The 19,323-nt window shown below is 69.7% G+C and carries 21 protein-coding genes; 11 read left to right on the top strand and 10 right to left on the bottom strand.

From position 1 onward, the window contains the following. Positions 1–3 precede the first annotated feature (3 nt). Complete coding sequence (locus AB4091_RS05975; RefSeq protein WP_442290814.1) at positions 4–999, bottom strand: stage II sporulation protein M; 996 nt, start codon at positions 997–999, stop codon at positions 4–6. Between the two features lie 111 nt (positions 1,000–1,110). Between AB4091_RS05975 and AB4091_RS05970 the strand changes: the two genes are divergently transcribed. Continuing rightward, positions 1,111–1,941, top strand: a complete 831-nt coding sequence (locus AB4091_RS05970) for an RDD family protein (protein WP_442290813.1) — start codon at positions 1,111–1,113, stop codon at positions 1,939–1,941. Positions 1,942–2,028: 87 nt separating this feature from the next. Here AB4091_RS05970 and AB4091_RS05965 read toward each other — a convergent pair whose 3' ends face one another. Next, on the bottom strand, positions 2,029–2,793 hold the full coding sequence (locus AB4091_RS05965; protein ID WP_442290812.1) for a hypothetical protein: 765 nt from the start codon (positions 2,791–2,793) through the stop codon (positions 2,029–2,031). Between the two features lie 279 nt (positions 2,794–3,072). Here AB4091_RS05965 and AB4091_RS05960 point away from each other — a divergent pair, with 279 nt between their 5' ends. Both AB4091_RS05960 and AB4091_RS05955 read left to right on the top strand, forming a co-directional pair. Next, complete coding sequence (locus AB4091_RS05960; RefSeq protein WP_442290811.1) at positions 3,073–3,963, top strand: alkaline phosphatase family protein; 891 nt, start codon at positions 3,073–3,075, stop codon at positions 3,961–3,963. Between the two features lie 79 nt (positions 3,964–4,042). Then, on the top strand, positions 4,043–4,636 hold the full coding sequence (locus AB4091_RS05955; RefSeq protein ID WP_442290810.1) for a GNAT family N-acetyltransferase: 594 nt from the start codon (positions 4,043–4,045) through the stop codon (positions 4,634–4,636). Between the two features lie 52 nt (positions 4,637–4,688). Here the strand turns inward: AB4091_RS05955 and AB4091_RS05950 are convergent, their stop codons facing one another. Then, on the bottom strand, positions 4,689–5,300 hold the full coding sequence (locus AB4091_RS05950; protein ID WP_442290809.1) for a hypothetical protein: 612 nt from the start codon (positions 5,298–5,300) through the stop codon (positions 4,689–4,691). Positions 5,301–5,393: 93 nt separating this feature from the next. After that, positions 5,394–5,792, bottom strand: a complete 399-nt coding sequence (locus AB4091_RS05945; protein ID WP_442290808.1) for a VOC family protein — start codon at positions 5,790–5,792, stop codon at positions 5,394–5,396. A gap of 122 nt (positions 5,793–5,914) precedes the next feature. Here AB4091_RS05945 and AB4091_RS05940 point away from each other — a divergent pair, with 122 nt between their 5' ends. The 4 genes from AB4091_RS05940 (at position 5,915) to AB4091_RS05925 (ending at position 9,390) form a co-directional block, all read left to right on the top strand. Further along, positions 5,915–6,895 (top strand): cupin domain-containing protein, encoded by a 981-nt coding sequence (locus AB4091_RS05940; RefSeq protein ID WP_442290807.1) that lies wholly within the window; start codon positions 5,915–5,917, stop codon positions 6,893–6,895. A gap of 121 nt (positions 6,896–7,016) precedes the next feature. Beyond that, positions 7,017–7,670, top strand: a complete 654-nt coding sequence (locus tag AB4091_RS05935) for an O-methyltransferase (RefSeq protein WP_442290806.1) — start codon at positions 7,017–7,019, stop codon at positions 7,668–7,670. Positions 7,671–7,753: 83 nt separating this feature from the next. After that, a complete protein-coding gene (locus AB4091_RS05930; RefSeq protein ID WP_442290805.1) occupies positions 7,754–8,407 on the top strand; it encodes an alpha/beta hydrolase in 654 nt (217 codons plus the stop codon). A gap of 137 nt (positions 8,408–8,544) precedes the next feature. Beyond that, on the top strand, positions 8,545–9,390 hold the full coding sequence (locus AB4091_RS05925) for a nuclease-related domain-containing protein (protein ID WP_442290804.1): 846 nt from the start codon (positions 8,545–8,547) through the stop codon (positions 9,388–9,390). Positions 9,391–9,550: 160 nt separating this feature from the next. On the opposite strand, the gene AB4091_RS05920 is transcribed toward AB4091_RS05925, so the two are convergent. The 3 genes from AB4091_RS05920 to AB4091_RS05910 all read right to left on the bottom strand — a co-directional run bounded on the left by AB4091_RS05920 (position 9,551) and on the right by AB4091_RS05910 (position 12,416). Continuing rightward, the gene (locus AB4091_RS05920; RefSeq protein WP_442290803.1) at positions 9,551–10,030 is read right to left on the bottom strand and encodes a GNAT family N-acetyltransferase; all 480 of its coding nucleotides are present in this window, start codon (positions 10,028–10,030) and stop codon (positions 9,551–9,553) included. A 216-nt stretch (positions 10,031–10,246) separates the two neighbouring features. After that, positions 10,247–11,074 (bottom strand): class I SAM-dependent methyltransferase, encoded by an 828-nt coding sequence (locus AB4091_RS05915; RefSeq protein WP_442290802.1) that lies wholly within the window; start codon positions 11,072–11,074, stop codon positions 10,247–10,249. Between the two features lie 844 nt (positions 11,075–11,918). Continuing rightward, the gene (locus AB4091_RS05910; protein ID WP_442290801.1) at positions 11,919–12,416 is read right to left on the bottom strand and encodes a GNAT family N-acetyltransferase; all 498 of its coding nucleotides are present in this window, start codon (positions 12,414–12,416) and stop codon (positions 11,919–11,921) included. 216 nt (positions 12,417–12,632) lie between these two features. Here AB4091_RS05910 and AB4091_RS05905 point away from each other — a divergent pair, with 216 nt between their 5' ends. Further along, complete coding sequence (locus AB4091_RS05905) at positions 12,633–13,619, top strand: IS481 family transposase (RefSeq protein WP_442290800.1); 987 nt, start codon at positions 12,633–12,635, stop codon at positions 13,617–13,619. Between the two features lie 359 nt (positions 13,620–13,978). Here the strand turns inward: AB4091_RS05905 and AB4091_RS05900 are convergent, their stop codons facing one another. Further along, positions 13,979–15,877: a potassium transporter Kup gene (locus AB4091_RS05900; RefSeq protein WP_442290799.1), complete on the bottom strand. Its 1,899-nt coding sequence runs from the start codon at positions 15,875–15,877 to the stop codon at positions 13,979–13,981. Positions 15,878–16,088: 211 nt separating this feature from the next. On the opposite strand from AB4091_RS05900, the gene AB4091_RS05895 reads away from it, so the two are divergent. Then, positions 16,089–16,820, top strand: a complete 732-nt coding sequence (locus AB4091_RS05895; RefSeq protein ID WP_442290798.1) for a DUF4118 domain-containing protein — start codon at positions 16,089–16,091, stop codon at positions 16,818–16,820. Positions 16,821–16,919: 99 nt separating this feature from the next. Here the strand turns inward: AB4091_RS05895 and AB4091_RS05890 are convergent, their stop codons facing one another. Next, positions 16,920–17,108, bottom strand: coding sequence for a hypothetical protein (locus AB4091_RS05890; RefSeq protein WP_442290797.1), 189 nt, complete (start codon positions 17,106–17,108; stop codon positions 16,920–16,922). A gap of 663 nt (positions 17,109–17,771) precedes the next feature. Between AB4091_RS05890 and AB4091_RS05885 the strand changes: the two genes are divergently transcribed. Beyond that, a complete protein-coding gene (locus AB4091_RS05885) occupies positions 17,772–18,140 on the top strand; it encodes a DUF1622 domain-containing protein (protein ID WP_442290796.1) in 369 nt (122 codons plus the stop codon). Between the two features lie 130 nt (positions 18,141–18,270). On the opposite strand, the gene AB4091_RS05880 is transcribed toward AB4091_RS05885, so the two are convergent. Further along, on the bottom strand, positions 18,271–18,480 hold the full coding sequence (locus AB4091_RS05880) for a DUF6582 domain-containing protein (protein WP_442290795.1): 210 nt from the start codon (positions 18,478–18,480) through the stop codon (positions 18,271–18,273). 124 nt (positions 18,481–18,604) lie between these two features. On the opposite strand from AB4091_RS05880, the gene AB4091_RS05875 reads away from it, so the two are divergent. Then, complete coding sequence (locus tag AB4091_RS05875; RefSeq protein WP_442290794.1) at positions 18,605–19,267, top strand: HAD family hydrolase; 663 nt, start codon at positions 18,605–18,607, stop codon at positions 19,265–19,267. Positions 19,268–19,323 lie beyond the last annotated feature (56 nt).

The following is a 19,323-nucleotide window of genomic DNA, read 5'->3' as shown; positions in this document are numbered from 1 at the left end:
CTCTCAGCCGGCCACGGGCGCAGCGTCGCCCACCAGGTGGCCGGCGACGTCGCCGGTGGCGCCGGCGCGGTGGGCGCGCCGACCGACGGCGAAGACGTACGCGAGAAAGGTGCACCAGGCCACGAGGCCGATGGCGATCCGCGCCGCCGTCGGCAGGCCGGACGGTGTGACGAAGCCCTCGATGACCCCGCTGACGAGCAGCACGACGCCGAGTCCGAGCGAGATGCCGACGACCTGCCTGCCGGTGCGGGCGAACGACGCGGAGCGCGACATCGCCCCCGGGTCGACCCAGGACCAGAAGAGCCGCAGCCCGGCCCCGCCGGCGACGAAGATCGCGGTCAGCTCGAGCATCCCGTGCGGCATGATCAGCCCGAGGAAGAGCGCGGTGCGGTCGTGGCTGATCATGAGGGCCGCGGCGACGCCGAGGTTGAGGACGTTCTGCCACAGGACGAAGAGCACGGGAAGGCCGAGCGCTCCGAGGGCGATGCACTGCGCTGCCACCCACGCGTTGTTGACCCACACCTGCGTCGCGAACTCGTGGTGGGCGAACTCCGTGTAGTACCCGGCGAAGTCGGTGTCGATGTAGGCGCGGATCTGCTCGGCCGACATCTGCGTGGTGTAGAGCTCGGGGTGCTTGAGCGTCCAGGCCGTGACGAGGACGGCGAGCACGACGCTGGCCAGCATCGTCGAGACCCACCAGCGCCGCAGGTCGTACAGCCCGGCGGGGAAGGTCGTCGTGAAGAAGGTGATCAGGCCCGACCACGTCGACGCGTGGCGGCCGCTCAGCGAGAGGCGTGCCCGGGTCAGCAGGGTCGACAGGTGCCGCACGAGCGCCGGGTCGGGCGCCGTCGAGCGCACCTGCGACAAGTGCGTCGAGACCCGCTCGTAGAGGTCGAGCAGCTCGTCAGCCTCGGCGCCGGAGAGGCGTCGCTGCTTGGTGAGCGCGTCGAGCCGCTCCCACTGCTCGTGGTGCGCGGTCACGAGCGCGTCGACGTTCACGGCGTCACCCTAACCGCGGGCGGACCGCGGGGGCGGTGTCTGCCGCCAGCCGTACGCGTCATGTTCGCATCGGGCCCACGGCCGGCTCTGCGCGGGGTTAACCTGCCTCACGTGACGGCGAACGCGCGCAGCGCGCCCGCGCCCTACCGGGGGTATGCGGCGCAGGAGTCGGTGACCGGTGAGGGCGTCGCGCTCGAGCTGCCGGTCGCGAACCTCGGGTCGCGGATCGTGGCGGGCGCCATCGACCTCGTCGTCAACGGCCTCGCCTGCTGGGGCCTGGCCGTGCTCGCGCTCACGCTGACCGAGCGGTCCTCGGACGCCGTTGTCACGACGGCGCTCATCGTCGTCGTGGTGGGCGTCCTCGTCGGGGTGCCCGCCACCACCGAGGCCCTGACGCGTGGGCGCACCCTCGGCAAGCTCGTCATGGGCCTGCGGGTCGTCCGCGACGACGGCGGCCCGGTGTCCTTCCGGCACACCCTGACCCGCGCGCTCGTCGGTTGGCCCGAGATCTACCTGGCCACCGGGGTGGTCGCCGTCATCGCCGCCCTCTCCAGCGGACACGTCAAACGGCTGGGCGACCAGGCCGCAGGCACGTACGTCGTGTCCGAGCGAAGCCGCCTCACCCTCCCTCCACCACCGCACATGCCGGCCGAGCTGCAGGCCTGGGCCATGCACGCCGACATCGCGCCGCTCGACCCGGGGCTCGCCACCGCGCTGCGCCAGTTCCTCCCGCGCGCCGCCACCTTCGCGCCTGCAGCTCGTGACGCACACGGCCGGCAGCTGCTCGGCCGCGTCCTCACCCGCGTGGCACCGCCACCCCCGCCGGGACACCACCCCGAGACCGTCCTGTCGGCCGTCGCCGCCGAGCGCTACCGCCGCGACCTCGCGCGGTTGGCCCGCGACCGCAGGCTGCGCGACTCGATCCTGCGCCGCGAGCACTGAAGCGCCGCCGACAGCGGCGGGCCGCTGCTCGCTGCCCGACGGTGTCCAGGCCCGACGGTGTCCCGGCCCGACGGCGTCCACCCGCCCTCAGGGGCGGGTGAGCACGACGTCGACCAGCAGGCCGGGGTGGTCGGTGGTGCCCTCCATGTCGATGACCGAGCGCGACCGCAGCCCCACGCCCGGGCTCACGACCACGTCCTGAAGGCCACCGTCGTCGGCGCGCTGGTAGCCGCTCGGCAGGCACGCCCCGGCGTCGGGTGAGCCGCGAGCCGGGAGGTTGAGGTCTGCGCCGAGGATGCTCGGGCTGGCTCTCTTCTGCTTGCCGGGGCTGATCGTCGGGAGCACCGAGTCCAGCAGGTAGCGGCACTGGTCGAGCGCGGAAGCCGCGTCGCCGCTGGTGGCATGGGTGGTGCAGGCCGTGAACCGTGTGGCCAGTGCGATGCAGACCCAGACGCGTCCCTCCGGGTCGTCGGAGTCCTGGACCGGGTAGACGCCGCTGTAGGTGCGGGAGCCGACCGCCGGGGGCGAGACCGCGACCAGCACGCCGTCGCCGAAGTCCTGCCCGTTCTGGCAGCGGACCGGTGCCCGGGTCGGACGGTCCTGTGCGGGGGTGAACGCCGAGACGACCTCTGCCGCGGGGAGGGTGGACGACATGGCCTGCTCGAGAACGCGTACGTCGTCACGGCATACCTCGTTGATGCTGACCATGTCGGGCTGGTGCTCGTGCACCAGTGCGACAGCCTTGGTGACGGCACGCCCGCCGGTGTAGCAGTCGGCGCGCCCGCTGTTGCAGAGGTTCATCTGCAGCACGCGCACCGTCGTGTCGAGCGGTCCGATCGTCGGGAGGCTCACGGTGGCAGGGTCGCTCGCCGCGCGACCTGCATCGCAGCCCGCGAGGCAACCGACGCAGAACACCACGAAGCACGTTGCCGCGGCAGCCCACCGCGGGCTGCGGACGAGCCGAACGCGCATACCCACCATGGAACCCGGCACTCGAGCGGCGCGCAATCGACGGGTGCAGGCAGGGCATCGCCGCCGCTCGACGGGATCGGGCCCGCGTTCCGCTTCCCAGCCCGGCGCTATCGCCCAGAGGTACTCTCCGGGCAGGCCGCTTCACACCGTGGAGGACATGTGTCGAACAAGGTGGTCGGGTTGGTGGTCGCCGCCGCACTGACGGTGCTCTGCGGCTGTGGGGCGGGCGAGCCCTCGGCGCCGGTCACCTTCGCCACGGTGCAGCCGGCCACGGTGACCAAGCTGCTCGTGTTCGTCGTCGAGAACCACTCGCTGGACCAGATGCGTGCGGACATGCCCTACACGGCGGCCCTCGGCACGGAGTTCGCCGTCGCGACGAGCTACCGGGCGGTGACTCATCCCTCGCTGCCCAACTACCTGGCGATGACAGGCGGCAGCACGTTCGGTGTCACTGACGATGCCCCGCCCTCGAGCCACACGACCGACCAGCCGTCCGTGTTCGGCCAGGCGCTGTCACTGCACAAGACGGCGAAGGTGTACGCCGAGGGCATGCCCGCCACCTGCGCCACGAAGGACTCGGGGGCGTATGCCGTCAAGCACAACCCCTGGGTGTACTACCTGAGCGAGCGCTCCGCCTGCGCCCAGTACGACGTGCCGGCCAGTGAGCTGAGCGCGGACGCCGCCGGCGGCCGGCTGCCCGAGGCCGGGATGGTGGTCCCCGACCTCTGCAACGACGCCCACGACTGCGACCTCGCGGTCGCGGACCGTTGGCTCCGCACCGAGATCGAGGCGGTGATGTCAGGCCCCGACTGGCGCGCTGGACGTCTCGCGGTCGTGGTCACCGCCGACGAGGATGACCGCCAGCAGGACAACCTCGTCCTGACCGCTGTCGCCCACCCGTCCGTGCACGGCGCCGTGGTTACGACGCCGCTCACCCACTACTCGCTCGCACGCCTCTACAGCGAGGTGCTCGGAGCGGCGCCGCTCGGTGAGGCGGCCACCGCTCCCTCGATGGCCGGCGCCTTCGGTCTGCAGCTCGGCGGCCGTTGAGGCGGGACGGGCTCAGCGCAACAGGGGTCCTCGCCTCCGATTCCTGGTGCGGCAGGACGAACGCACCTAGTCTCGCGGTGTGCCCGAGTTCAGCTGGCGACCGGCCAACGACGCGACGAGTGAGGACGTCGAGGCCGTCTTCGAGGCCGGTGGCGCCTGCAAGTGCCGCTGTCAGGCGCTCAAGGTGCCGGGCTGGATCTGGCGCGACACGACCCAGGAGCAGCGCGACGCCGCGCTCCTGGAACAGGTCGGCTGCGGCACGAGCGGTCCCACGTCCGGCCTCATCGGCTACGTCGACGGCGAGCCCGCCGGCTGGGTCGCGGTCGAGCCCCGCGAGAACTACCCGAGGATCTGGGCCCGGCAGAAGTCGTGGATGCGGATGGAGCCCGACCTCGAGGGCGTCTGGTCGGTCACCTGCTTCGTGGTGCGCAAGGGCTACCGTCGACAGGGCCTGATGTACGAGCTTGCCGCTGCCACAGTCGAATACGGCACGCAGGTCGGCGCTCACGTCCTCGAGGGCTACCCCACCGAGCCGCCGCCGGGGAAGCCCGTGATCTGGGACGAGGCGTCCGTCGGGCTGCTCCAGGTCTTCCTCGCCGCCGGCTACGAGGTCGAGGCGTCGCCCACTGTGCGCCGCAGGGTGGTGCGACACCGACTCGGCGCGTCGTCCTGACAGTCGGTTCCGTTCACCGCCGGAGCCACCAGGAGGTGGCCGGAACCTGCACTCAGCCGGCGCCGCCGCTGTCTCCGGCGACGCCGCCGGCTCCCGCTTCCCACGCACTGTGCCCCAAGGCACCCGGCGAACGGACGAAGATCGAGGCCTCCAGCTGGGCTGCCTCGGGTGAGTTGCCGAACCCGACGAGCGAGCCGGTTGCGGCGGCCGACCTCACCGCCGTCGCCGCGACCGGCTCGAGCACAGATCCGGCGAAGAGCAGGCCGCCGGCGGCAGTCGATTGCGTGGGCACTGTGTGGCCCTCGCTGACGCCCTGGCCGGGCCGGCGCAACAGTCGGACCAGGTAGCCGTGATCGTCGTGGTGTGCGGCAACCGCCGTGCGGGCCAGCTCAGCGGGCTCGCTGCTCGCCGGCCGCACGGCTTCGGGCAGGTCGTGGCGCAGGCGCAGGAGAAGCCGTTCCCGCTGCTCCAGCGGCAGCGCCGCAAACGCCTCTCGGTGGACCTGCTCCACGACCTCCGGTGGGGCCACCCGGAGCAGGTACGTGTAGAGCGCGAGCTCGCGCGCCTGCTCGCCGGAGGAGTCCGGTGAGTTCGCCGACTTCCGGCTGCTCCCCTCGCCGCTGGCCCTGCCGGTCAGGCGCCCGACCCGATCCCGAATGCTCATGACCACGCCTTTCGCCCTCGAGAGCTCAACGATCCTCCGGCGGCTCGCGCGCGGTCAACGTCTGGTGAGGGCGAGGTGCCGAGACCAACGGGGTCAGGCGGGCGGCGCGAAGAACTCGAGAGCGATCCCGTCGGGATCGCGGAACGCGAGCCCGGACCCGTAGTGAGCGTCCTTGATGTCGCCATGCGCGATGTCGAGCTCGTCGAGGCGAGCAGCCCACTTCTCTAGCTCGTCGCGGCTCGTGACGGCAAAGGAGGCGTGGTCGAGCCCGACGCGATACTCACTGAAGGTCTCGACCGGCGCGGAGGTCGCGTGCTGGTGCAGCCCGATCATCGTCTGGGTGCCGACCACCCAGACGGTGTGGTGGAAGTTCGGGTCGGTGTCCTCGTCGATCACGGGGTCGACGCCGAACAGGGCCGCGTACCAGGGGGCGCTCACGCTCAGGTCGCGCACGGTGAGCGCGACGTGGCCCAGGGGCGGAAAAGCAGTCATGACAGTCCTTGCTTCGATGGAATAGTGGATCCACCGAGTCTGCGTCCAGGCGCTGGTGCAGCCCATGACCGGGCGACCGCTGCGGATAGCAGAAACCCCGAACCTTCGAAGGGGTGGGCGACGTGGCGGCTGCCGACGGGGGCGTGCCGGCCCTGGTGGTGAACTCGACCCTGGAGCAGCTGCGCCTGCAAGGGGCGATCTTCTTCCGGGCGGAGTTCACCGATGAGTTCGCGTTCGAGTCCGCGCCGCTGAGCTTCGCTGCGGCGCTGACCCCGCGTTCCGACCGCATGATCCTGTTCCACATCGTCGTCTCCGGCACCTGTTGGGTCTCGGTCGAGGACGGGGTCCGGCACTGGGCGACCGAGGGCGATGTGATCGTGATGCCGTACGGCGGCCGCTACGTGCTCGGCGGCCGCACCCCGGTCGACGTGCCGAGCCGGCTCGAGCTGCCCGGACCTCCGCCCTGGCAGGACATCCCCGTCGTGCGCCAGGGTGGCGGCGGCGAGCGGACCGACGTCGTGTGTGGCTACCTCCATTCGGAGCATCCGTTGTTCGACCCCTCGATGAACGCGCTGCCGCCCGTGTTCGTCGTCCGGCTGCCGGCGGGGCCCGCGTCGACGTGGGTGCAGGCGAGCATCGCGTACGCGCTCGAGGCGACCACCCCCTCGAACCACAGCTCGGTGGTGCTCTCCACCCGCCTGCCCGAGCTCGTCCTCATCGAGGTGCTGCGAGTGCACCTGTCGGCGGAGCCGTCGGGCGACCGCGGATGGCTCGTCGCGCTGCGCGACCCGGTGCTGGCACCCGCGCTGGCGCTCATCCACGCCAACCCCGAGCACCGGTGGAGCGTCGGCGAGCTCGCGACGCGCGCGGCGGTGTCGAGGTCGGTCCTCGACGAACGGTTCCGCCTCGTGCTGGGCAGGCCTCCGATCCGCTATCTGACCCAGTGGAGGATGCACGTCGCCGAGACACACCTGGGGACCACCGATCTCACCGTCTACGACATCGCGCGCCGAGTCGGCTACCAGTCGGAGGAGGCCTTCAGCCGGGCCTTCAAGCGCGAGCACGGGCAGTCGCCTACCCACTGGAGGTCCGCCCGTCGCTGACCGACGCCATCACCGAGTGTCCCTCCGGCGGCCCGTCGCCCAGTGCCTCGGTGACGCGCGGCTCCTCGTCAGCCGGGTGAACGGCATACGCCTGTCCTGCGGGTCGGCGTACCGTCCAAGGATGCGCAGCTTCGCCGTCACGGACGAGATCCGCTCCTACGCCGTCGCCCACGGGACGTGGCGGCCCGACCCCGTGGTCCGTCGGCTCCAGGAGGAGACAGCCGGGCTCGGCGACCCGGCGGGCATGCAGGTCGGTGACGACCAGGGGCAGCTGCTCACGATGCTGACCCGGCTGGTCGGTGCGCGACGGGCCGTCGAGGTCGGGACGTTCACCGGCTACTCGAGCCTGTGCATCGCCCGAGGGCTGGCCGAGGGAGGTTCGCTGCTGTGCTGCGACATCAGCCCGGAGTGGACCGAGATCGGCCAGCGCGCCTGGGCCGCAGCGGGACTGGCCGACCGGATCGACCTGCGCATCACCCCCGCGCTGGACACCGTGAGAGCCCTCCCCGACACGGCAGACATCGACCTGGTCTTCATCGATGCCGACAAGCCAGGGTATGCCGCCTACTGGGCCGAGCTCGTGCCGCGGGTTCGGTCAGGGGGCCTCCTGCTCGCCGACAACGTGTTGTGGAGCGGCCGCATCGCGGATCCTGAGGCCACCGATGCGAACACCACCGCGTTGCGCGCCTTCAACGACCTGGTCGCCTCAGACGAGCGGGTCGAGACCGTGGTCCTGACGGCCTTCGACGGCCTCACCATCGCCCGACGACGTTGACCCCAGCGGGCACCCGAGGGCCAGGCCTGCGCGTGCCGCGGGGTGCGGTGGATCATGATCGTTGACGAGAGGACACGGTGCCGATGCCAGCCACTGCCGGCGAGTTCGTCAGCGAGAGGTTCGACTACGACCGCGGTCGGCAGGTCACGGTGTACGTCCCGGTGGATCCCCCCGAGGCGGTTGTCTACGCCGGCGACGGCCAGCTGCTCTCACAGTGGGGCGCGGAACTCGAGGCGGCCGACGTACCTCCCACGTTGGTCGTCGGAGTGCACCGCTCGGCCGATGAGACGCTGCGCCTGCACGAATACTCCCCCGGCTTCGACCCGGACCGGTTCGCGGCGCATGAGACGTTCTTCGTCGAGGATGTCCGCGCATGGGTCCACTCGCGGTTCGGGCTGGCGATGCCCGCCGCGCGCACGGCGGTGTACGGCGTCTCCGCGAGCGGCGAGCTGGCGCTCGCCCTGGGACTACGGCATCCAGACATCTACGGTGCGGTCTTCTGCGCCTCTCCGGGAGCGGGCTTCCAACCCCCGGTGACGATGCCGAAGCCGCTGCCGAGGGCGTACTTCGTCGCCGGGACCCAGGAGCCGTTCTTCCACGAGAACGCCTCCCGCTGGGCAACAGCGTTCCGCGAAGCAGGTGCGGACGTCGTAGACACCCAGCGGGTCGGATCACATGGCGACGCCTTCTGGCGCCAGGAGCTCCCGCGCATGGTGGCATGGGCGTTCGGACGCTGACGCGCCACGCGTTCACCGTCATCGCGAGCACGTCCGGTGGCAACGGTCCGCTCGACGGGGTCGCCCCGCGGCCTTGAGAGGCAGCGTTTTGCGCCGTTTCCTCAACCTCCTGGAAGGCGTTTACGTACTGTGACCCCGTGGACGGGGGAGCCGACGAAAAGCGCATGCGCCTGCGCTACGCCGGCATCTGTCGGGTCTGCGAGGCGCAGCTGCCTGCCAAGACTCCGGCGATCTACGAGCGGACGACGAGGACGGTTCGGTGTCTCGACCATGACACCAGCGCTCCGGTTGAGCCCGCCGTTGTAGACGTGCCAGGGCCCTCCGCCGGCGACGTCGTCGAGCCCGGTACGCCGGGAGCGTCGGCGCGGCGTGAGTTCGAGCGGCGCAAGGCAAAGCGTGAAGAACGCGTCCGGGCCAAGCACCCGAAGCTGGGCGATCTCATCCTTGCGCTCTCCGACGAGCGACAGTCCACGACTGCCTGGGACGTCGGCGCACGTGGGGAAGAACGCCTCGGCAACGGCCTCGACGCGCTGGCGTCGGACACCGTCCGCCTGTTGCATGACCGGCGGATCCCGAGGAGCAGGGCGAACATCGACCACATCGCCGTGACCGCCGGCGGCGTCTACGTCATCGACGCCAAGAAGTACCGTGGCCGCCCCCACCTCAAAATCGAAGGGGGCCTCTTCCGGCCCCGCGAAGAACGACTGCTCGTGGGGTCACGCGACTGCACCAAGCTCGTCGACGGAGTGCTCAAGCAGGTCGATGTCGTACGCGGGCTGCTCGGCACCGAGGTCCCCGTGCACGGGGTGCTCTGCTTCGTCGAAGCAGACTGGCCCCTCATCGGTGGCGCCTTCACCACCCGAGACGTACTGGCCTTGTGGCCTCGTCGGCTCTACCCCCAGCTGGAGGCCGACGGGGCGCTCGCCGCCGACGCCGTGGCCGAGATCCACCGCAAGCTCGCTCACGCACTTCCTGCTGCCTGAACGGAGCCCGTGCGCGGCAGGCGCGGTGGAGAGACGCTGCCCGCTGCCTACTTGTCGTATGAAACAGCTCGAAGGGGCAAGGTGCCGATGTCGCGGCGCGAGGACGCAACCATCGTGCGCCGGTGCGGGCTGTCGGACCTCGCGGTCGTGAGGCGTCGGCCTATCGCACCATACGAATCTCGACCAGCCCGTCGAGATCTGGATCGGCCTGCTCGGTCCCGTCAGCGGTGAATCCGTTCTTCTCGTAGAACCGTCGAGCCCGCGCGTTGTCCCTCGCCACCCACAGTTGTGCAGGCCGCACGCCGAGAGCCTGGTCCAGGAGAGCCTGACCGACACCGTGGCCGTAGTGGTCGGACAGCACGTAGAGCGCGTACAGCTGCTCATCGCGCACCGGCGGGTGTCCTTGGTGGTCGGCGGCCGGACCGTGCGCGACAAACCCCACGATTCGGCCCGCGCGCCGGGCGACACGGACCCGCTCCCGGGCGTCCTCCTGCGACAGCCGACTCGACCACATCGCCTGCCGACGCTCGCGCGCTGCGTCATCGTAGAAACGCTCTGGGAGCAGCTCTCGGTAGGCTTCCCGCCACGCCTGAACGTGGACCGAGGCCAGTTCCTGAGCGTCAGCGAGGTGCGGCTCCACCACCTCACATTCTGTCGACACGGCCACTCACATCCTCACCGTGACTCGCGAGATTCGTCGCGCCACCTCGAGGACCTCCGTCGGGTGCCGTCCAGATGCCGCGGTCGTCCTGGACCATGCCGTAGTAGCGGTTGAAGCTGACCCCGGCCCCGGCGAGCCGGTCAACCGCGAGTCGAGCCCCGACGAGAGACATTCGCGGCCTGAATGGCGGGAGGCTCAGCCGCGCACCGCGGTGACCACGACAAAGCGACCTGTGCTCACGAAGGCGTCAGCGGATTCGTTGCCCTCCTCCAGGATCGCAAGCATCCGGGCGCGGGCCTCCTCGCCTTGGCCAAATCGTCGGAGCACCCCGACACCGGTCACCGCCATCGGGTGCGTACTGGAGCTCTCCATGAAGGCCTCTGGCGACGCCGCTGTGAAGGCGAGCTCGTGCGGTTCGGTGGTGACGGTCATGTCGTGGGCCGCGAAGAGCGTGGCCAGAGCCGCGGCGTCGTGCCAGGCGAAGGGTGGCGGCGGCGCTGGGGCGCCCAACGCCGCGCGGACCATCTCGCCTGCTGCCTGGTTCATCTGGCCCACCGCTCCGCCTGGGAGCCACGCCGTGAAGCAGATGCGTCCGTCGGGCGCCAGCACCCGGACCATCTCCTGTGCCGCGGCACGAGGGTCGGGGCAGAAGATCACGGCGAAGTTCGACAGCACGGCGTCGAGCGCACCGTCGGGCAGCGGCAGCGATGCGGCCTCCCCCGGCAGGAGCTTGATGTCCAACCCCTCGGCCATGGCCTGGGTGCGGGCGACCTCGAGGAGGCGAGCGGCCGGGTCCACCGCAACCGTGACGGCACCCGCGCGGGCCGCCATCAGTGCCACGGTTCCAGTCCCGCAGCCCAGGTCGAGCACGCGCTCACCCGGCACGAGGTGGGCAGCTTCGACCAGCGCCTTCGCGGCTGGCACCAGCGCGGGCGCCGAGCGCTCGTACTCGCCCGCACCCCAGTCGACTACCCCGGGCGTCGTCTTCGGGGCGATTGGTTCCGCTGGGACGAAGTCGGGCACGTTGGCTCCTCGAGAGTGTCATCGCAACGTACACCGTCGCTGCCGCTCCGGCCTCGCACCAGGGGCCTCGAGCGTGCGGAGCACGGGGACGGGCGTAGGCCCCCGGGACAGGGCTTGGACCGGTCTGCAGGCGGCGGTAAGACGCACCTGGCACGACCATCGCTGACTCAATGGATCGCGTCAGACTTCCCATGTTCTATGCGGCCCACGCGCCTCGTTTACAGCAGGCCACAGACGGGCACGTTGCGGGTATGCGCCTACAGGACCACAACAAGGGAGACCTCGCCCTGACAGCACTGACCCTGACCGTCGCTGCGGCGGCAGCTGCTAGCGAGGTAGCCCGCTGGACAGCGCGCCGACGACGCCGCCACCACTCCGCGCATGCGCTGCGCCCCACGCCGAATAGTCGCCCCCAGTCGTAAGAGCCGACGGGCTCGGATCCACAAGGTTTCTCGCTCTTCAGCGACGATGTGACGTCCTTCGTCCGAACCGGGCATCGGCGCGGCGCGTCGTCATGTGTGAGGCCGACCCTGACAGGTTGGCGCCTGACGGGAGAGGGGTGGCCAGGGTGCAGACCAGGCGATGGATGATCGCAGGACTTGTTGCAGTCGCTGTCGTGGTGGTCGTTCTCGTGATCGTCTACGGCGGTGGTGGCGCCGGTGGGGGTGGCGGGGGCACGGGCTACTGAGGCGCCGCAGTGGTTTGCCCGCCGTCAGCCCAGGACCGATACGGTCCGCAGTTCCGGCCCGACGTGGGCGATATCGACCCACCAACGAGGTCTGCTGGCGACGGATACGCAGTCGTCCCCGAGCACTCTTGTCGCCGCGACGTGCGAGGAGCGAGGTCAGGCCTCGAGGAGGAGCTCGAACTCCAGTTCGTGGTCGATCCGCACTCCCGCGGTGTCACGGACCGGGATCGTCGGCTTGAGCTTCCTCGACGCATGAACAGCATGCCGGTGGAGGGCGCACAGATCCAGGCCCAGACGCTGATAGAAGCCGATGGCGGCGAGGTTGTTGTTCGTGGTCACGAGCCAGACTCGGCGGCACCCCCTTGCTCGCGCCTCAGCAACACAGCGCCCCATCAGCGCCCGCCCAATGCCACGGCGCGGCTCGGTGGTGCTGATGGCGACGACCTCGTACGCGCGTTCCTTGACGTCGACCAGGACCAATCCGACGCGCCGATCATCAAGCGTGGCCAGGTAGCCCGGTAGCCCGGCAGCTTCGACGAGCTCCCCGAGCCTCGCCACGGACGTCGACGTCCACTCCTGCACCAGCGTCTCCGCCACCCAGGCGCGATCACCTTGCGCGATCGGCTTGATAAGCGGAAGCGAGTCCGACACCACGCCACCATCATCCGCCCGCGGGGCTCACGAGGGCGCGGCCATCGCCGCCACCGCGCACCTGCCAGCGTCAGGAATGTCGACTGGCGGCGCTAGGTGTACTGACCCGACACGTTGGTTGAGGGACTGCGACTCATCGCTGTGAGCTGCTGACATGGGAGGGCCTCCCGCGGTGGAGTGGAACTGCTCAAGGTTCACTTCGCCAAACAGGAGGCCCTCGTGTCCCACGCTAACGCTGCCCTGACCCCACGCGCCCGGCTCCGAGTGGCCAGGCTCGTCGTCGACCAGCACGTCCCGATCGTGGAGGTCGCAGCCCGGTTCCAGTGCGCCTGGCCCACGGTCAAACGGTGGGCCGACCGGTACGCCGCCGGCGAGGCGATGACCGACCGGTCCAGCCGGCCGCGGTCGATGCCGGCCAAGACCAGCCCGGCGACCACCAAGCGGATCGTGGCGTTGCGGCTGCGCAAGCGCCTGGGCCCGGTCCAGCTGGCCTCCCTGACCGGCGTCGCACCCTCGACCGCGCACCGGGTGCTGTCCCGGTGCCGCCTGAACCGGCTCCGCCACGTCGACCGTGCCACCGGCGAGCCGGTGCGCCGCTACGAGCACGAGCACCCGGGCGACTTGCTGCACGTGGACGTCAAGAAGCTCGGCAACATCCCCGACGGCGGCGGCTGGCGCTACGTCGGACGGGTCCAGGGGCGCCACAACCGCAGATCGACCTCGGGCAAACCGAAGAACGCGCACCACAACCCGAAGATGGGCCACGCGTTCGTGCACACCGCCATCGACGACCACTCCCGCGTCGCCTACGCTGAGGTCCACGACGATGAGACCGCCGCGACCGCGACGGCGGTCCTGCGCCGCGCGGTTGCCTGGTTCGCCACCCGCGGGATCACCGTCGAGAGGGTCCTGTCCGACAACGGGTCGGCGTACCGCTCCCACCTGTGGCGCGAGACCTGCACTGAGCTGGGGGTCAAGCACTCACGCACCCGGCCCTACCGTCCACAGACCAACGGCAAGATCGAACGCTTCCACCGCACCCTGGCCGACGGCTGGGGCTACGCCCGCTGCTACACCTCGGAAGACGAACGCCGAGCCGCTCTGCCAGCATGGCTACACGAGTACAACCACCACCGACCCCACACCGCCTGCGGGAACAAGCCACCCATCACCCGCTTAACCAACCTGTCGGGTCAGTACAGCTAGGACACTCCCGCTTCGCGGCTGTTAGACGATTGTCGGCAGGACCGGTGTCCGGCCAGACTCGGTTCCACGGTGAACTCGACCTCGACGGTGCACGCCACGAATGTCCTGGCCGATGATCTCGACGCATACGGGTGGCGGTGGACGGCGACGACCGTCCCCCGGACGATCTGCCCGTCGGGATATGGCTGCGGCGTGGACCCCTTCGACCCATAGGCCACAGAGCAAGAGCAGCCCGATGGCCATCACCAGGAGGCCGACGAGAATGCCACGACGCCTCGTGCGCCCACCCCACGGATCCCCTCGATGCAACGCACTTCGGTCGTGTTTCGCGGCGCACTGGAGCTCTTCGGGCGTCGGCGTCACAGGACCACGGCGGCGCCCATCGCGACGGTTCGGTCTTCGGGTAGCCGGAAGTACTCGGTGGGGGAGGCGGCGTTGTGCGCCAGGCCGACGAAGAGACGCTTGCGCCAGGTGCCCATCTCCCGACCGGGGCCGCGTTGGACCGTGATGCGTGACAGGAAGTAGTAGGCGGTGTCCGGGTCGACATCGATGATCTCGAGGTCGCGCGCCACGGCGAGTGCGCGTGGGACGTCCTGGTCCTCCTGGAAACCGAAGTTCAGCGTCAGGTGGGTGATGGCGTCGTAGGGGTCGCCCAGGTGGTCGAGCACCACCCTGTCCTCGTCGGTGACGAAGGGGACGTTGAGCGAGGAGGTGCTCACGATGAGGACGTTCTCGTGGATGACGTGGTTGAAGGTGGCGTTCTCGCGCAGTGCCAGAGGTGTCGAGTGCTTGTCGGGGTGCAGGAAGACGGCGGTGCCGGGCACCTTGTCGACGGGGTCGTGGTGGAGCCAGTCGATGAACGGCTCGATCTGTCCCTCCATCGAGGCCCGGCGCTCGGTGACGAGAGTGCGGCCGCGCTGCCAGGTCAGCATGACGGTGGCCACGATGAGTGCGATGAGCACCGGCAGCCAGCCGCCGTGGAAGAGCTTGGTGACGTTGGCGGCGAAGTAGGTCAGCTCGAGTCCCGCGAGGGGGACCCCGAGCAGCAACAGCTGCCAGCGGTTCCAGCGCCAGTGTGCTTCGGCGTACATGAGGAAGAGCGTCGTGGTGATCAGGAACGTCCCGGTCACCGCGAGCCCGTATGCCGTGGCGAGCTTTTCCGAGGACTGGAACGTCACCAGCAGCAGGATGACCCCGACGAAGAGGGTCCAGTTGATCGCCGGTACGTAGATCTGCCCGCGCTCGTGCGTGGAGGTGTGCCTGACGGTCAGGCGCGGGAGGTAGCCGAGTCGTTCGGCCTGACGCGAGACGGAGTAGGCGCCCGAGATGACGGCCTGCGAGGCGATGACCGTCGCCAAGGTCGCGAGGACCACGAGCGGGAGCCTCAGTGCCTCGGGTGCGAGGCGGAAGAACGGGTTCGAGGCCGCGGCCGGTTCCTGCAGGATCAGGGCCCCCTGTCCGAGGTAGTTCAGTGTCAGGGCCGGGAAGACGACGACGAACCAGGCCCGTCGGATCGGCTGCCGGCCGAAGTGGCCCATGTCGGCGTACAGCGCTTCGGCCCCGGTGATCGAGAGCACCACCGCGCCCATGGCGACGAAGGCGACGACCGGGTGGTCGATCACGAAGAGCAGCCCGTAGTGCGGGGACAGCCCGGTGATGATCGCCGGGTCACGGAACACCTGGCTGAGCCCCATGGCTGCCAGGACGAGGAACCAGAGGGCCATGACGGGGCCGAAGAACCGGCCGACGAGCTGGGTGCCGAGCCGTTGTCCCGCGAAGAGGGCGGTGATGATCACCGCACCGATGGGGACGACGAGGTGAGCCAGTGACGGTGTCGAGACCGACAGCCCCTCGATGGCGGACATGACGGAGATGGCTGGGGTGATGACACTGTCGCCGTAGAAGAGCGACGCGCCCAGCACCCCGAGCAGCATGACCAGCCCGAACCGTCGTCCCCCGGGTCGCACCGCCAGACGCGCGAGGGCGGCCAGGGCCATGACGCCGCCCTCGCCGTCGTTGTCGGCGCGGAGGATGAAGGCGACGTACTTGACGGAGACGACCACCGTGATCGACCAGAACACCAGCGAGATCACGCCGTACACGTCGCCTGGCGTGGCGGCGACGGTGTTGTGGTCGATGGAGAACACCGTCTGCAAGGCGTACAGGGGGGAGGTGCCGATGTCACCGAAGACGACCCCCAGTGCGCCGAGCGCCAGCGCGACCATGCCGTTTCGTGAGCGCTCCGAATCGTGTGCCACGACCCACCATCCTCCCAGCCGCTGGCGGACCACACCGACCCGTGCGACGGGCTGAGCCGTCAAGATCGCGTCAAGATTCGCTCGGACCGAGGGTGCCGTCAGGATGCCGTCAAGAACGCGTCAGGATGCCGCAGCCACGCGCTGCCGGGGGTGGCTTCGGGTGTGCGCTTGGGTCATGAACGGCAACGGTTGGGCGTGGCGAGAAGCGCCGGTGAGATACGCGGGCTTGCTGCTGCCCGTGGGGGTGGCGGCCCTGCTCGCCACGGCCCGCGACGCCGTCCAGGGGAGCACCGCAGCGATGGCACTCGTGGTTGTCGTCGTGGCGGCTTCTGCATTCGGAGACCGGTTGGCCGGCGTCCTGTCCGCCCTGTCTGCCGCCGCGAGCTTCGATTTCTTCCTCGTCGCGCCGTACTACTCGTTGTCCATCCACAGCCGCGACGACGTCGAGCTGGCTCTCGCCCTGCTCGCCGTCGGGGTGGCGGTCACGGAGATCGCCTCGTGGGGTCGCAGACAACAGGCCGCCGCGCACCTGCGCGAGGGTTACCTGCACGGTCTCGCCGAGCTGCTGGACCTCCCGCTGACGGCGACCGTCGAACAGACGTCGCGGACGATCGGGACGGCGATCTCGCAGGCCCTGGGAGCCGACCGAGCGGAGTGGGCCGCCGGTCACCCCGCGTGGAACGACGCCGTCGTGACTCTGGACGGTCGGCTCAGGCTCGGCGCCCGGAACCTGTCGGCCGGGAAAGCATCGCTACCCACCGACTCCTTCACAGCCCTGCCGGTGTGCGCGCACGGACGGTTGATGGGTCACTTTCGTGTCGTGTCGTCCACGCACGTCGTCCGCCCGAGCGCAGAGCAGCTGCGCGTCGCGCTGCTGCTCGCCGATCGCATGGCAACAGCATTGCCATCAGATGCCTTCACTCCACGCGAGGAGTCCCGCTGACCGTGCGGAACCGCACGAGAGGGAGCCGCTGGAGGAGCGTCCCGCCAGCGGCTGACCGACCCGCTTCGCGTCCGGTCGGTTCGGAGGGACGTAGGGGTGTCAGCTCTCGCCACCCTGATCGGGGTCGTCCTCCTCGTCGTGCCGCTCGTCCTCGAAGTCCTGCACGAACTGCCACGCCCGCTGCTCGAGGTCGTCAGCGTCGTTCTCGTCTCGGTCGCTCATCGCCCGCGCCAGAGCCCAGTCCGGAGGAACGCGGCGGCTGGGGTCCGGGCTGGGATCGGTCGGCATCTCTTCCACCTCCACGCGCGTACATCGCGTGTCCATTGTCACTCACGTGAAGGCACCTGACCTCCTGGAGGTGAAGCCTGCCCCTGTGGCCGGTGTCGTGCTCGACACCCGAGCGCGCACGTGCCATCACGAGCCACCCGGCCCACTGTCGTCTCCGTCCATTTCTCGTCGCCACAGCGCGGCCGCAGCCGCCAGGCGGTGGAAGGGGGCTGGCCGGCGTAGGGTTCGGAGCGAGGGTCGGCGCATCCGGGTGCCGGCAGATCGGAGTCCCCCAGTGCCAGCCGATCCGCCGGTTCCAACGCCGCCTGGACCGCGCCTGAGGGAGTTGATGTCGCTCGTCCGCGCGGCTCGTGGAAACGTGGACGTCCTGCGTGCGGGGAGAGTCGATCCGACGCTGCTGTTGTCCGCCCGTGGCGTCCTGCTCGACTCCTTGGAGAGCTACGCCGCGGAGCTCGTCAGACTCAGGCTGCCTATGCCGCCGGGACTTCGGGACGACCTGCGCCTGCAGCGAGGCATTCGTGACCGCCACGACGGCCGGGGGCACGCCGCTGGCGTTGGTCTGAAGCGCCGGGGATTCCAGCCGCCCGGCGCTCAGCGCCGGTGATCTCAAGGATCAGCATGGGAGGCGCCTCGCCTAGACACGAATGAACGGGAGGGAGCAACGTGGACTTCAGCGAGGCCGTCGAGCTAGCCGGCAAGGGCATGGACACCGCCGGGGTCGTCGTACTGGTCATCGGGGCCGTCGTCGCGGCAGCGCGAGCGGCCCGGAGTGCCCGGGGGCGGCAGCCAGGCACCTACCGGCAGTTTCGCCAACAACTGGGACGCACGATCCTGCTAGGGCTCGAACTGCTCGTGGCCGCCGACATCATCCGCACCGTCGCCGTGACCCCGACGCTGTCCAGCGTCCTCGTCCTGGCGCTCATCGTGCTGATCCGCACCTTTCTCAGCTTCTCCCTCGAGCTGGAGATCACCGGCCGCTGGCCTTGGCAGAAGGACCCCACGGCGCCTTCGGCCAGTAAGACCGCCTCCTAGCCTCGCGGAACCAACCTCGCGCAGGTCCTCCCGCGCCAGTGCGCGTGGTCTCGCGCGGCTCGGAGCACTGCCCACGTTCAGAGCTGGCGGCGAAGCATTCCTGTGGACCGTGCCGGCGTCGTCGATACCTTCAGCTGTCCTTCTTCAGACTCGGGTACTTCTTCTCGACCGCTGCTCGCACCTTCTTCTGCTCGGCCGAGGTGCCATGCTGTGCCACTCGCGCCAAGGCATTCCGCGCATGCTCGAGGTCGGGGATCGGATACTTCTCCCGGTCTGGCAGGGCGAAGGATGACTTCTTCAAGTTCTTGCGGTTCTTGCCGTCGCTCAGGTCCTTGGTCATGTAGATGACGCCTCTGCTCTCCGCGGTCAACTGGGTGCTGTCGCCTTGTCACCTACCCAGCCCGTCGGTCCCGTGTCGGCCCGCTAGCGAGCTCGTTGGCGCTTTCGGAGGGTATGGAACGGCCATGGCCGACACCGCAATCTTCGACGTCGACGGAACCCTCGTGGACACCAACTACCAGCATGCCCTTGCGTGGTTCCGCGCACTGCGCCGCTATGACATCACCCGACCACTGTGGCGCATCCACCGCGGCATCGGGATGGGTGGCGACCTGTTCGTCGCCGCTGTCGGCGGTCGAGACGTCGAGGAGGCGCACGGGGACGATCTGCGCCAGGCGTGGGCGGAGGAGTTCGACGAGCTCATCGGCGAGATCCAACCCTTCGAGGGCGCGCACGCGCTGCTGGCCGAGGTCAAGAAGCGCGGCTTCCGGCTGGTTCTGGCCAGCTCGGGCAAGACCGAACACGTGGAGGCCTTCCTCGACCTCATCGATGGCACGTCCCTCGCCGATGCCTGGACCACCTCCGACGACGTGCAGAAGAGCAAACCTGAGCCGGACATCGTGTCGGCGGCGCTGGCCAAGGTGGAGGGCGCCAGCGGCATCATGGTGGGCGACTCGATCTATGACGCTCAAGCGGCGGCCAAACTCAACATTCCTACCCTCGGGGTCCGCACCGGCGGCTTCTCGGTCGGCGAGTTGCTGGAGGCCGGCGTCATGCAGGTGTTCGACTCGCTGGTGGCCTTCCGTTATGCCCTCGATGGCACCCCGCTGGCTCGCGCCAGCCGGTGAGCGTGCAACTTGGGCCCCTTTCCTGCTGGCAGCCCTGGATCCGCCCTTCCCTTGTG

The sequence above is a fragment of the Terrabacter sp. 2RAF25 genome (assembly GCF_052115265.1).
Classification (GTDB): domain Bacteria; phylum Actinomycetota; class Actinomycetes; order Actinomycetales; family Dermatophilaceae; genus Terrabacter.
The sequence above is the reverse complement of the archived record's forward strand: the minus strand, read 5'-3'. Positions and strand labels throughout refer to the sequence as shown.

Excerpts from the sequence above, each read along its gene's own strand:
- AB4091_RS05950 (WP_442290809.1), bottom strand. The coding sequence starts at position 5,300 with ATGAGCATTCGGGATCGGGTCGGGCGCCTGACCGGCAGGGCCAGCGGC.
- AB4091_RS05945 (WP_442290808.1), bottom strand. The coding sequence starts at position 5,792 with ATGACTGCTTTTCCGCCCCTGGGCCACGTCGCGCTCACCGTGCGCGAC.
- AB4091_RS05935 (WP_442290806.1), top strand. The coding sequence starts at position 7,017 with ATGCGCAGCTTCGCCGTCACGGACGAGATCCGCTCCTACGCCGTCGCC.
- AB4091_RS05930 (WP_442290805.1), top strand. The coding sequence starts at position 7,754 with ATGCCAGCCACTGCCGGCGAGTTCGTCAGCGAGAGGTTCGACTACGAC.
- AB4091_RS05890 (WP_442290797.1), bottom strand. The coding sequence starts at position 17,108 with ATGCCGACCGATCCCAGCCCGGACCCCAGCCGCCGCGTTCCTCCGGAC.
- AB4091_RS05880 (WP_442290795.1), bottom strand. The coding sequence starts at position 18,480 with ATGACCAAGGACCTGAGCGACGGCAAGAACCGCAAGAACTTGAAGAAG.
- AB4091_RS05875 (WP_442290794.1), top strand. The coding sequence starts at position 18,605 with ATGGCCGACACCGCAATCTTCGACGTCGACGGAACCCTCGTGGACACC.